General features: G+C 62.8%; 9 protein-coding genes. 5 read left to right on the forward strand and 4 right to left on the reverse strand.

Annotated features, from left to right (window positions below):
* Window positions 1-20 precede the first annotated feature (20 nt).
* Window positions 21-1,280, reverse strand: coding sequence for an extracellular solute-binding protein (locus tag IVB07_RS24700; protein ID WP_018458720.1), 1,260 nt, complete (start codon window positions 1,278-1,280; stop codon window positions 21-23).
* A 163-nt stretch (window positions 1,281-1,443) separates the two neighbouring features.
* Between IVB07_RS24700 and IVB07_RS24705 the strand changes: the two genes are divergently transcribed.
* The gene (locus IVB07_RS24705; protein ID WP_018458719.1) at window positions 1,444-2,202 is read left to right on the forward strand and encodes an SDR family NAD(P)-dependent oxidoreductase; all 759 of its coding nucleotides are present in this window, start codon (window positions 1,444-1,446) and stop codon (window positions 2,200-2,202) included.
* 34 nt (window positions 2,203-2,236) lie between these two features.
* Here the strand turns inward: IVB07_RS24705 and IVB07_RS24710 are convergent, their stop codons facing one another.
* Window positions 2,237-3,385 carry an ABC transporter substrate-binding protein gene (locus IVB07_RS24710; RefSeq protein ID WP_018458718.1) on the reverse strand — a complete coding sequence of 383 codons (1,149 nt, stop codon included), beginning with the start codon at window positions 3,383-3,385 and terminating at the stop codon, window positions 2,237-2,239.
* Window positions 3,386-4,452: 1,067 nt separating this feature from the next.
* Between IVB07_RS24710 and IVB07_RS24715 the strand changes: the two genes are divergently transcribed.
* A complete protein-coding gene (locus tag IVB07_RS24715; RefSeq protein ID WP_018458717.1) occupies window positions 4,453-5,589 on the forward strand; it encodes a GNAT family N-acetyltransferase in 1,137 nt (378 codons plus the stop codon).
* A gap of 30 nt (window positions 5,590-5,619) precedes the next feature.
* Here the strand turns inward: IVB07_RS24715 and IVB07_RS24720 are convergent, their stop codons facing one another.
* A complete protein-coding gene (locus IVB07_RS24720) occupies window positions 5,620-6,843 on the reverse strand; it encodes an NAD(P)/FAD-dependent oxidoreductase (RefSeq protein ID WP_018458716.1) in 1,224 nt (407 codons plus the stop codon).
* A gap of 433 nt (window positions 6,844-7,276) precedes the next feature.
* Between IVB07_RS24720 and IVB07_RS24725 the strand changes: the two genes are divergently transcribed.
* From IVB07_RS24725 to IVB07_RS24735, 3 genes are all read left to right on the forward strand, one after another.
* Window positions 7,277-8,623, forward strand: a complete 1,347-nt coding sequence (locus IVB07_RS24725) for a polysaccharide biosynthesis C-terminal domain-containing protein (RefSeq protein ID WP_247766711.1) — start codon at window positions 7,277-7,279, stop codon at window positions 8,621-8,623.
* Window positions 8,624-8,924: 301 nt separating this feature from the next.
* Entirely contained in the window at window positions 8,925-10,100 is a 1,176-nt protein-coding gene (locus IVB07_RS24730; RefSeq protein ID WP_018458714.1) for a glycosyltransferase family 4 protein, read from the forward strand.
* A 30-nt stretch (window positions 10,101-10,130) separates the two neighbouring features.
* Window positions 10,131-11,666, forward strand: a complete 1,536-nt coding sequence (locus IVB07_RS24735; RefSeq protein WP_247766712.1) for a hypothetical protein — start codon at window positions 10,131-10,133, stop codon at window positions 11,664-11,666.
* Here the strand turns inward: IVB07_RS24735 and mdlC are convergent.
* Complete coding sequence (gene mdlC / locus IVB07_RS24740) at window positions 11,663-13,270, reverse strand: benzoylformate decarboxylase (RefSeq protein WP_018458712.1); 1,608 nt, start codon at window positions 13,268-13,270, stop codon at window positions 11,663-11,665. The genes IVB07_RS24735 and mdlC overlap by 4 nt on opposite strands.
* Between the last annotated feature and the right edge of the window lie 9 nt (window positions 13,271-13,279).

Consider the following 13,279-nt stretch of genomic DNA (forward strand, 5'->3'; position numbering starts at 1 on the left):
CGCGGTCCGCCGCGTCACCGTCAGTTGCCCTGTTTCCACGCCGCCTCGATCGCCTTGGCAGCCTCTTGCGGGCTCATGCTGCCGCCGGCGATCTCGGCCGTGACGTCGTTGACGACGCGGCCGACGGACGGACCCAGGCTCTGGTCATAGAAGTTCTGGTGGTAGTTCGACTTCGCCAGATTGGCGGCGATCAGCTTCATGAAGCCGTTGTTGAGGCCGACATCCGCGCCCTGCACCACCGGGATGATGAAGTTGCCGGCGGCAAGCCGCGTCTGCACCTCTTTGGAGACGAAGTACTTCAGGAAATCGACAGCCTCCTTCGGCGAGCCTTTCGTAATCAGCCAACCGGTGATGCCCCCGAGCGTATCGGTCGGCGCGCCCTTACCGCCGGTCACGACCGGGAAGTCGAACCAGCACATCTTGTCCTCGGTCAATCCGATCTTGTCGGCGGCGAGAGCGCGCTGCAGATGATAGACCGTGCTGATCGCGAGCGTCATCGCCGCCTTGCCGTCGCCGAAATAGCCGACCGCCTGCGGGTTCTTGAAACCCAGGAAGCCATTCTGGAACGGTTGGAGATCCACGAGTTGCTTGAACAGCTCGCCGGATTTCTGGAAGGTTTCCCCGGCAAAGCCGCCGTTCTCGCCACGCAGCGCCGCATCGAACGCCGCCTTGCCGCCGATGCGCACAGCAAGATGCGTCCAGTAGAAGTGCAGTGGCCACTTATCGGCGCCGCCGACCACGATCGGGGTCACGCCGGCGGATTTCAACGTCTTCACGGCAGCAAGCAGATCGTCCCAGCTCTTGATCCCGGCAGGGTCGACCTTCGCCTTGGCCATCAGCTCCTTGTTGCAGAGGAAGCCGACCTGCGAGAGCGCCGTGGGCAGACCATAAACACGGCCGTTGCTGGTGAAGGCGGCGAGCGCCGCGGGTGTGAGACTGTCGCTGTAGCCCTTCACGGAATCGGTGATGTCGTCGAGCACGCCGGCCTCGATCTGCGTCTTCAGGACACCGCCGGACCAGCTGTAGATGATGTTGGGCCGGTCCCTGGATTGCAGGATGGTCGGCAGCTTGGCCTTGTAGGCCTCGTTCTCGAGGAACTGCATCTCGACCTTGACGCCGGGATGCGACCCCTCATAGGCGCGCGCAACCTCCTCCCAGATTTTGACCTGGGCCGGGTTGGCCTCGATGTGCAGCCACTTGACCGTCGTTTCGGCCGCAGCGAGTTTCGCTCCGAACAGGCATGCGACAACGGCTAGTCCCAGTTTCCCGAGCAGTCTCATCACATTCCTCCCAAGGGCTCTTATTCTTTGATGCAATCCTGCCTTCGATTTTTGAGGTACGCAACTGAAATTCTGACCTATGCACCTCACGAGGGAGGTCGCTAAGGTGAGCGGGAGAGTCGGGCCGCGTCGCGCTGCCCCCAACGCAAATCGAGGGATATCCATGGCTGCCGTTTATTCCGACCTCGCCGGCAAGGTCGTTCTCGTCACCGGAGGCGCATCGGGAATTGGCGCTGCGATCGTGCGGCGCTTCGCACAGCAGAAATCCAATGTCGTGTTCTTCGACATCAATGTCGACGCGGGCCAATCGCTGGCACGCGAGCTGTCGGATCAAGGTCTTAGCGCGCGTTTCATGCGTGTCGACTTGACCGATATTGCCGCGTTACGTGCCGGTGTCGCGGAGGCGCGCAATGTGCGCGGCGCGATCAACATCCTCGTCAACAATGCCGCGCATGACGAGCGGCACAGCACCGAGGAAATGACACCGGAATATTGGGACGACCGCATCGGGGTCAACTTGAAGCACCAGTTCTTTGCTGCGCAGGCCGTGTTGCCGGACATGAAGGCGGCGAACGCCGGCGCTATCATCAATTTCGGCTCGGTATCGTGGATCGCCGGACAAGGCGGCATGGCCGCCTACACCGCCAGCAAATCGGGTGTGATCGGTCTCACACGCTCTCTGGCGCGCGATTACGGCGCCTACAATATCCGCGTGAACGCGATAGCGCCGGGATGGATCATGACTGAGCGCCAGCTCGATAAATGGATGACACCCCAGGGCGAGGTCGAGCTCATGCAACGACAATGCCTGAAGCGCAAGCTCATGCCCGACGAGGTCGCGAAGTTCACCATCTTCCTCGCTTCCGACGAGGCTTCTGCCTGCACAGCCCAGCACTACATCGTCGATGGCGGCTGGGTCTGAGGCGGACCAGACCAGATCGTGCATCGGCGCGCCGCTACTTTGCCAGGCGGAACTTCCCGCCTTCGACCTTGATGAGAAAGGCCGAGCGCTCATCATAGCCGTTGTGATCGGCCTTGCTCATGTTCGACAGCCCATTGTTGAGATAGATGTTCTGCCCACGCTCGAGTGCGTCCCGCAGCGCCGCGCGAAATTCGATTGTGCCAGGCTTTGCCGTCTTCAGCGCATCCGGTGCAGCTTTTCCGATCAGTGCCACGACATCCCAGAGGTGAGCAGCGAACATGTTGGGCTTTTGTCCGTTCGCCGCTTCATACGCGGTCACGAACTCCTCCGTCGAACGACGGAACGGATCTCCTGCGGGAAGATCGGCGGCAATGGTAAAAGCTTCGCCCGCGAATACCGCACCTTCGACGTTCGCGCCGCCGAGCTTGATGAACTCCTCACTGGCCACGCCGTGTGTCTGAAATATCTTCCCGGCGTATCCGCGCTCGCGGAGCGCCTGCTGCGGCAGGACGGCCGGAGTTCCTGCGGACGCGATGAAGACGGCATCGGGATTGGTCGACATCACCTTCAGCGCCTGACCGGTGACGCTGGTGTCGGCGCGCGCGTAGACCTCATGTGTGGCTACGGTCAGCCCCAACGCAGGCGCGAGGCGGCTCACCTCCTTGTAGTAGCCCTCGCCGTAGCCATCCGAAACGCCGATATAGCCGAGCGTCTTCACGCCTGATGTCGCGATATGCTTGAGGATGGCGGCCGCCATGAGGTCGTCATTGGGAACGACCTTGAAAGCCCAGGCACGCTTCTCATCCATCGGTTGAACGATGGCCGTAGCGGCAGCGAGCGACAGCAGCGGCGTCTTCGATTCGAGCGCGACATCCAGCATCGGCATGGTCACCGGGGTCAGAGAGGAGCCGACCAGCACGTCGACCTTATCCTGGATCACCAGCCGGCGTGCGTTCTGGACCCCTTTGGTCGAATCCGACTCGTCGTCCAGGACGATATAGGTCACCTTCTCTCCACCGATCTCTTTCGGAAGAGCTGCAACCGTCTTGAGCTGCGGCTGTCCCAGAGCGGATCCCGGGCCGCTTGCCGAAATCACAATTCCAATTTTGATGTCCGCGTGAGCAGCATTTCCAAAAAGGACGCATGCCACAAGAAGCGAGGCTCGCGCGAAACCGATCTTCATGTCCCGTTCCTCCCTGTCCGCTTTGATGACTCCGCCGGCTGCATCGGGCGCCCCGGCTCGAGCTTGCACTGCTCTCCGGGACGCACCGACGCTGCCCAGAAGGCACGTCGTCCGACATACGCGTTCCCTCCTGCGGTCCCGAGCAAGCGGGCGGATCATGCTAAGCGGATCGCGGCAACGTGTCTGTCCCTAGCGTTAGGGACAAGACATCGGTGCTCGAACCGGAATCTCGAGGTAGACGGACACGCCTTCGCGTTCTCGCGGCGCATTTCGCCCGAGCTTTGCTTGGTCGCTTCACCCTCTTGTCCAAGAGGGCGCAGGGAAGGCCGGGTGCCGGCTGGCACCCGCGGTCCGCTGCGCGAAAAGCACACGCAGGAAAACCGCACAGCAGCATACAGGTGTAGCCAATCACTCGGCCTTCCCTGCGCGATGGTTGGACGGCTTATGCCGTGCTCTCCCGGGAGCCGAGTTCTCTTTGGCCTCCCTCGTCCCAACGAAAGTCACCGCCACCGCGCCGGTTGACGCAGATGCCGCATTCGCCAGGGCTTGACCGTAGCAACGACGGCCAGGACCACACGGTTTTTGCCGTACGCACGGTTCGCCATTTCGCCGCAGTTTTCCCAGCCCTGTCGACGGAGCCGGAAACTTACAGACGAGACGAAGCCTAGCAGCGCCGCTCGTCGGAACGCAGCCTGGGCTCACGGAGAGCAATCCGCCCTGCCCTTAGCCTCTCGCACCCGAACGCTGCCGCGTCCACCGCAAGCCCGGCTCGCGAACATGACGACCACAAGATCGCCCCTCAAGGATGAGCCGGGATGGACGACACATACGCTAAAACCGAATTTCGGTAAAGTGGAATATTTCTGACGAGGGGGGTTGACGCGGTCGTGGCTGTTTCGGCTGCGAGGCCGCTCGATGAGGAATTAGCGGTTTGGTAACCATACGCGCCTCGCTCGAAGGATTAATGCAAATCATACGCCGCCGGTGTCTCCCCCGTAACGACCCTGCTATAGAGCGTAGATCCGGCTCCATCAATCGTCCCGAGCCATCTGCTTTCTTGGTTGCGTATGAACAGACCTAGCAACACATTCGACATCGCCATCGAGCAGGGATTCGACTTCCTGTCGCCGGACTACGCGGAGCTGTTCGACAACTCGGCCGCCACCGCGTTCCAGCATCCGCTTTGGCTCGACACCCTCTACACCAGGCTCGCGTCTCATGTGAGCGCAACTCCTCTGGTTGTCGTGGTCCGCCACCGCGCGACGGGCGCCCTTGCGATGGTGTTGCCCTTGCTGCGGATCCGGCGCGGCCCGATACGGACCGTCGAATTCGCCGACCTCCGCGTTTCCGACTACCTCGCGCCCGTATGCAGCCCGCAGGTATTTTCCGAGCTGCTCAAGGACGAGAGTGCCTGCGCAGAAATCCGGTGCCTCGTCCGCCCGTTCGATCTGCTCCGGATGACCAAGCTGCCGGATGGACGGCTTCCGATCGAGAACCTGCTGGCTGCGCCCCGCCGCATAGCGATGGACACCAATGCCTATGCGACCGTTCTGGTCGCGCCGTTCGAGCAATGGCGCGCCAGTGCGCTGGACCGTTCCTACCAGAAGGAGCTCGCAAAGAAAGCCCGGCAGCTCCAGAAGAAGGGGGACTTGAGTTTTTCATGCTGCCGCGACAGTGCCGCTGTCTTGGAGGTGCTGGACGTGATGAAGAAATTTCGCGGGCCGCGCTTTCAGGCACACGGCGACGGAGATCTGCTCCAGCGCCCCGAATATTACGGCTTCTATTCCGACGTGGCGCAGCGCGGCCTCGGCTCCTTTGTCCGGCTCTATGCGATGAAGATGAACGGCGAGGTCATCGCAGCCGTGCTCGGACTCAGCCATCACGGCAGCTTCCTCGTGATCATGGGCGCCTTCGACATTGCCGGATACAAAAGCCAGTCCTTGGGCGCGCTGATGTTCGAGCAGGTGGCGAAGGATTGCATCGAGCGCGGGGATCAGATGCTCGATTTCACCATCGGCGACGAGCCCTACAAGAAGCAGTTCGGCGCTCAGCCTTCACCGATGTGGACGGTCACGCAGGCGGGCAGCACCACGGGCGCCATCTCCTTGTTCGCACTGAAACAGGCGCCTTGGCTCAAGCTGGCCGCCAAGCGGATGTCGGAGTTCAGGTTCCTGCCGACCCGGACCTCAACGCCGACGCGCTGACCGGTGCGAGGGGCCGACCGGGTGCCGCTCTCAGGCGCGTAGCGCGCTTCGAACCTGCGCGAGCCAGCCGGGCCGCATCTGATCGAGCCGGTGGGTGATACTGCGTCGCAGGAAGTGCAGCCGCCGCCGCACGTCCCAGCCAATATCGTTGCGGGACGTCAGGGCCTGCCGGAAGCGCGCCATCTTCAGTGACTGCTGGTCCGCCGCGACCTTGTCGGGATCGGAATAGAATTCAGAAATCTTCTCCCGACCCATGCCCTCGGTCCCGAGCCAACGCGGCGCATATTCGGTGCAGAGGCGCTCGACGTCGACCAGCAGACGGGCGACGCCCGTGCCGGCGGCCGGACAATTCGTTTGGAACGCATCACCGATGAGCACGACTCCGGGCTGGAGATGTCCTTCCACGACGGACAGGTGCATCACCCAATTCTGCACCCGGTCGATCACGTGGAAGTCGCCAAGGTAGGGCCGCAATCCCGGAAGCAGGCGCAAGACCGTCGCCTCCGGTTCACGGCGCAGCTCGCGCATGATCGGATCGGTCGGGTCTCGGAACATGAAGAGATTTGCCCGCATGCCGGCACGCACGGGAAACAGGCTGAGATAATCGATGCCGTCCGCTGTGCGCTCCCCATAACAGGTCAACGCCTCGAAATCGAACGGCGCGTGGTCGCGGCGGGCGATCGTGAAGCCGAACGAAACCGAATGGCGCTCGGCCAGCACGCGCCGCTTGATGCCGAGCTTGTAGCCGAGCACGCCCGCCATGCCCGTGGCCAGCACGACGAGGCGCGCAGTTATGCGCCCCCCTGACGCGAGCTCGACATGTTGGAGATCGTCGCGACAATTGACCGCAGTGACCTCATCGACAATGAGGCTGGACGGATCAGGCAGCTGGCTGCGCGCCATGGCGACGAGATCGGCATATGGAAGCCCGTAAGCCCGGCCGACGCTGACATCGACCACCTTGCCTTCCCTGATGTTGAGCACCTGATCATATCGACAGGCCACGTTGTCGAGCGCATCGAGGAAGCCCAGCTTGCGCAACATCTCCAGCTGACGGCCGCCTATTTTTTCGACCCGAAACTCGTCCGGATGGACCGCGCGCTTGTCGACGAGAGCGACACGATGCCCTGCCCGCGCGAGCACGGCCGCCGCGAGCGAGCCCGCAAGGCCGCCGCCGACGATCGCGATGTCGACGACGATCGCCGCGGTCGCAGATCCAGCGCTCGGCTCGGTCACGTTGCTATCCGCCGTCATGGTCCAGGCTCCCACGGTCAACGATGGTTGCCCGTGCAATTCTCTCGCCTGATGTCGCATCGCAGGACCAAACGCGATCATTTCTCGATATCTCGGTTAACGCAGCGGAGACCTGCCCGGCCCGATGAGATCCGGCACGCGCCTTGCTCGGGATGGCCATTCCCGCCGAGCCGGTCCGCATTCCAACGGCTCATCTCGCCTCATCGGCCGTCGATGCGGCGCTCTGCCGCCACGCGACCGGGCCGCACTTTGCTCTATCTGGGACAATGGGGTCAGCGATGTTCCATAGTGAAGCAACAGGCATGGCCGCGACGTCGCCGCGGCCGGCGGGATCATGGAGGCCGTCCATTAACACTCGCGGTTTTTCGGCATGCTAGGCTGTCGCAGGTAATCGGAAAATGTCTCTTCAGGGGAAGTTGCCCCTTAAATCTCCATGATCGAATCCATCGTCCAGTTCATGCGGCGCGACGTGACGCGCGGTGTTGCCGGAACCATCCTTCTCAAGGTTGGTAGCGGCGCGCTTGCGTTCGCGTTGTTCTCGCTTGCGGCACGAACGATGTCGCCCGATGGGTTTGGCATCTTTGCGACCTGGCTTTCGGTCGCCCAGATGGCAGCGGTCGTCGGTCTGGTGGGCCAGGAATCGCTGCTGGTGCGATTTCTGAACGAGTATCGGGTGGGAAATCAGCCTGATCTCACCAAGGGCGTGCTGCTATCGAGCTTCAAGATTTCCTCCGTCGCGATGCTGATTGCGATCGGCGCAATCGCGATCGGCGCGAACATCAAAGGCGCCTCGTGGCTGCTGGTTGTCGCGGTGTCGGCCTACACAGCCGTGAATGCCGGACTGATGCTTGGCAGCCAGATCGCACGCTCGCTGGTCAGCATTCTCATGGGGGAAGGAAACAGGGAGTTCTTCTGGCGAGTCAGCGTGGTGCTGTTTCTGCTCGCAATCATGTTCGGCCATCGGCAGCTTGATCCCGCCGAATTGATCGCCGTGATGACGATTGCCATGTCGGTCGGACTGGTCGCACAGATCATCGCGATTGCGCGAGTTCTACCGGATTTCCGCGGCACGGCGGTGCGTTCCGAGCCGTCGCGCTGGAGATCGAGCGCGCTTCATTTCTGGGTCGCATCCATTCTCGAAGCCGCGAACCAGTATTTCGACGTCATTCTGGTCTACTGGATGCTGGACCCGGCAACCGCCGGAATTTATTTTGCCGCTTCGCGCCTGGCCAACATCTTCGCCATGCTGTCGGCCGCATTGTACAGCTTTGGCGCACGTCGGCTCCCCTCGCTGTACTTCAGCAAGAACCATCAGGAATTCGAGCGAACGTTGCGGCTCATGGCGGAAGTGACCGCGGTGTGCGTGGTCAGCGGACTCCTCCTGATCTGGGTTGGAGGTCCCCATCTACTCAACTTGTTCGGGCCACATTTCGCTGCGCAGCACTGGGTCCTGATCGTGCTCGCGATCGGAATGGCGGTCCAGGCGGCGGGCGGTCCGTCTGCGGCGATATTGCAACTGACCGGCCATGAGCGCGAGTATGTCCCCGTGATTGCCGGGAACGTAGCGCTACGGCTGGTTGGATTTCTCGTCCTCATTCCCTGGCTCGGCGTTCTTGGCGCAGCGATCTCGGCCACTGTGTCGCTCGCGTTAGCGACCATCGTCCTCAACATCCTCTGTCGCCGGCGAACCGGCGTCGATCCTTCGATTCTAGGGCTTCTGCGCTTCTCCGCATCGAAGCCCAGCGCCTACGCGGTCCGTGGCGCGGACTCCGGCGAATAGAGCGTCAGCATATGTCGCGCGTGTCCCGCATGAAGGAGAGCGCACCAGCAGCCGTCGGCGCACCGGCGGAATGTGCGTCGTTTTCATATGCTTTAGTGGGCCCGCTCCAACCCAAATATCGATGGTTAATCGGCGGTTGCCCGCGTCCTCTGCACTTCGTCGGAACCAGCGGAATTCCCTCATGCCCTTGCGGCAGGGCGCATTAACTCCGTTTATTGCTAGTCGGTGTCCGCGCGATGCCCGCATGGTAGATACGGAGTTAAGAAGGTGAAAAATTCGCTTCTCTAATGGGTCGGGATCCGTGCTGCATTACCAGCCAAACAAGGCGTTGGGCGAGACGACTGCGACAGCACTCCCGTCGCCCAACGGTGGCGGACGCAAGCCGCACGTGCTGCTCGTACAGACCCAGGCTGAGAACGCCGGTGCGCAGGAGATCTCGCGCCTGCTTGGCGCCGGGCTGACCGCCCGCGGCTATCGCGTCACCAATCTTTTCTTCTTCCGCAAGTCGGATTCGTTCGATGAGCCGCCCCACACGGTCTATTGCGCGTCGAGCCGGCCGGGAAATCCGCTGGCGCTGCTGCAAATGCTGTGGACGCTCGGCCGCCATATCAGGGCCACCAGGCCTGACGCCGTTCTGACCTTTCAGCACTTCGGCAATGTCATCGGCGCCGGTGTGGCGCGCCTGATCTGCCGCGCACCTGTCATCGCCAATCAGGTTTCATCCGCGCTGTCGATGAGCTGGCCGGTCCGTACGGCCGACATCGTCATGGGCAGCCTCGGCTTCTTCGACCGCATCACGCTCAACTCGCTGGACATGCAGCGCGAGTATTCGCGCTACCCCAGGGCTTATCGCGCGCGCATGGTGCATGTCCCGCACGGCTTCGACGACAAGGCGCTCACCCTGTCGAAGCAAGCTGCGCGACAGAAGTTCAATCTCCCGCCGGATAGCCCCCTGCTCGGCTGCGCAGCAAGATTGCACCCGCACAAGCGGCTCGACGCGGCGATACGTCTGTTGCCGGATCAACCATCCTGGCATCTCGCGCTGGCCGGCCAGGGAGCCGACGAGGCCCGGCTGCGGCAGTTGGCGGATGAGCTGAGAGTATCGGACAGGCTGCATCTGCTCGGCGAAATCACCCCGCGCCAGATGGCGGAGTTTCTCGCCGCTCTCGACGTGTTCGTATTTCCGACGCAGGCGGAGACCTTCGGCCTCGCCGCTGTGGAGGCTGCAAACGCCGGCGTTCCCTCGGTCGTCACCGATCTTCCGGTCTTGCGCGAAGTGTTGTCCGTCGAAGGGAAGCCGACAGCGCTGTTCGTCGATACCTCCGATCACGCCAAGCTGTCAGCGGCCGTCTCGAGGCTCCTGACGGACCAAAGACTGAGCGACGAACTGCGGCAAAACGCCAAAGGCCTGAAGCTGCGCTATTCAGTGGACGCCATGGTGGAGGAATACGTTCGAATTCTCGGCCAGGTCATTTGATCGGGGCGCATGGAAACGGATCGGCTCGACATGACCATCGAGTTTCGCTGTGAAATTGAGAATGCGCGGCGGTGGATGGGCCGCGAGACGCTGTCGATCGACGGGCGGGATGTACCGGTCCAGATCGCGTGGACGGCAACGGCGGAGCCGCGGCCGGCGGGTCTCGACATGCTGTTCGAGCTCGAACGTTTGGTGTTGCACAAGGGCAAACACAGCGGCACCGAAAGGCTGAAGATCAGTCCGGACCGGATGCAGGCTCGCGCCGGCACGGCAGACGTCGTCGTCAATTTCACCGGTGGCGCGCGGGATCCGAACTGCTCCGCCCGGCAGTATCTCCGCCCGCTGTTCAATGGAGTGGCAGGCGAAAACGCAGCTCTTGCCGCCATTCTCGCCGGCGATCTGCCGGTGATCGAAATCGTCGACGAGGTCGACGGTGCAGTCCTCGATCGTGGCCATCCCTCCGCCGAAATCGCGGCCGGTCTGAGCGGGGGCCTGGAAACGGTCATGGCGCGAACCCTGACCATGGTGGCCGCCATCCTGTCGGGACGACCGCGCATCGTGCCGCAGCTGGCACGACCGGCCCGAGCGGACAACGGCCGCCCGCCAACGGCTTATGTCGCGCGCGGCCTCACCATATCGATCGCCAAGGAGATCTATCGCCTCTGCTGCTATGCCCCGCATTGGCATGTCGGATGGCGCATCAACAAGGGCGCAGGCGTCTGGCAGACCGGAGACCTGTCAGGGCCTCGCTGGAACGTCCTTGCCGATCCCGGAAACCACTTCTACGCCGATCCTTTCCCCATCACGTGGCAGGGAAGAACATTCGTCTTCTTTGAGGATCTCGATCACCGGATTGGAAAAGGAATCATTTCCGCGATCGAGTTCGACGATAAGGGCCCGGTCGGAGCGGTCGTGCCCGTATTGGACGAGCCCTGGCACCTCTCCTATCCGTTCCTGATCGAGGACGATGGCGCATTGTGGATGATCCCGGAGAGCTCGACCAATGGGGACGTCGCCATCTATAAATGCGTTCGGTTCCCGGACAAATGGGAGCGCCACGCGACGCTGCTTTCAGGACTTGAACTCGCCGATGTGACGATCACGCGGCACAACGGCCTGCACTATCTGTTCGGAGCCTGGCGCGATGGCACTGGCGGGTATTCGGATTCGTTGGCGATCTATCACGCCGAGCACCTCATGGGCCCGTGGTTGCCGCATGCCAGCAACCCGGTCCTGATCGACCGCGCGAGCACGCGGCCTGCGGGGAATTTCGTCACCATCAATGACAAATTGTGGCGCCCGGTCCAGGATTGTGCCGGCGGATATGGGGCAGCGCTCGCCCTGGCGGAAATCGTCGAACTGTCGCCGACGACGTTCAAGCAGATTATCCGCCACTCTCTGCGGCCAGGGCCAGCATGGCCCGGCAGGAAGTTGCATACCTTGAATCGCTGCGGACAACTCGAGGTGATCGACGGGTCGCGTGTCCAACCGAAGACCCGTGCCTTCGGAGGCAAATTTCCATCGGCTGTCTTGTCGCCGCGGACCAGCCCCTCTGCCGCCAGCTAGCGCGGATGGCTGAACAGGTCCGTCGTGGCGTCGTCGACGGCGATATCGACCAGCGCGGGACCGCTTGATGCCAACGCTTCGGTCAAGATGGCGTCGACGTCGCCGACATCGGTCATGCGCTGCCCCGGACAACCCATTCCCCTTGCGAGCGCCACGAAGTCGAGCCCGGGCAGGTCGATCCCGGGCGGGCGATGCGCCTGCATCAGCTGGCTGAAGGCGCGCATCGCGCCATAGCCTGAATTGTTCATGATCACGAAAGTGATCGGCAGGCGGCGTTGCACCGCGGTCCAGATTGCCTGGATGCAATACATCGCCGATCCGTCACCGATCAGGGCGACGATGCGGCGGCCCGGCCGCGCCAGCGCCACGCCGACCGAGGCCGGCAGGCTATAACCAAGTCCGCCGCTCGCCATCGTGTAGAAGCTGTCCGCGCCGGGCCGAGGCAGGAATTGCTGAATGGCGGGGCGATGCGACGGCGCCTCCTCGACCACGATCGCATCGCCCGGCATCAACGCCGAGAGCCGGGCGAGCGCATAGCCCGGCGGAATCGGATTTTGCGCGGCAGGAGCGGCAGGCCGCAACCGCGCGGCCGGCACCTCGCGCTCCGCGATGTCAGGCATCACCGACAGCAGCCCAGCCAGCGCCTTCGGGAGCGTGCTGATGATGGTGTCACCGACAGAAGCGGATGCGGCTTCCGTCGGATCATCCGTGATCTGCCAGACCGGCGTTCCATCGTCGAGCAATTCGCATTGTCCTTCGACATGGAAAGTAAACACCGGCGCGCCGACCACGACGATCAGATCGGCGCCGCGCAATGCGCGGGCGAGCCCTCCCGGTGCTGCCGGAAGGAAGCCGGCGAACAGCGGATGCAATTCCGGAAAGCTCGAACGGCTCGACATCGGGCTTGCCCAAACGGCCGCGCTCGCCTGCTCGGCCACAGCGACCATCGCGTCGACGCAGCCGCTGCGATCGATCTCGGGTCCGACAACGAAGATAGGTTTTTTGGCGGCTCGGATCGCCGCGCCGAGCCGAACGATCGCCGCCGGATCGGGCGCAAACTCCGTCGCGATGCAGCGGACCGGTGGAGCGGTTGCGGGCCGCGCCCAATCATCCGACGGGACCGACACGAATGTCGGACCGCGGGGATGCTGCATGGCGGTGAGGAAGGCCTGCGCGATCGCCGCTGGAACATCTTCGGCGCGCGCCGGTTCGGCGCTCCATTTCACATAGGGCTTTGGAAACTGTGCGGCGTCCTCGGAGAAGAGATAGGGTCGCATCCGCAATAGGCTGCGCGCCTGCTGCCCGGCTGTCACGACCATCGGTGTCTTGTTGCGGAATGCGGTGAAGAGATTGCCGAGGGCATGACCGAGCCCAGCCGCCGAGTGCAGATTGACGAACGCCGCTCGTCCCGTGGCCTGCGCATAGCCGTCTGCCATGCCGACGACGCAGGCTTCCTGCAATCCGAGCACGTAGTCGATGTCGTCGGGCCAGTCGCCAAGGAAGGCAAGCTCGGTCGAGCCGGGGTTGCCGAAAACGCGATCGACGCCAAAGGAGCGAAGCACACCGAGGGTCGCTTCCCGAACCGTGAGAACTTTCGAATTCATGAATAGCGT

The organism is Bradyrhizobium sp. 172, assembly GCF_023101065.1.
Classification (GTDB): Bacteria; Pseudomonadota; Alphaproteobacteria; order Rhizobiales; family Xanthobacteraceae; genus Bradyrhizobium; species Bradyrhizobium canariense_D.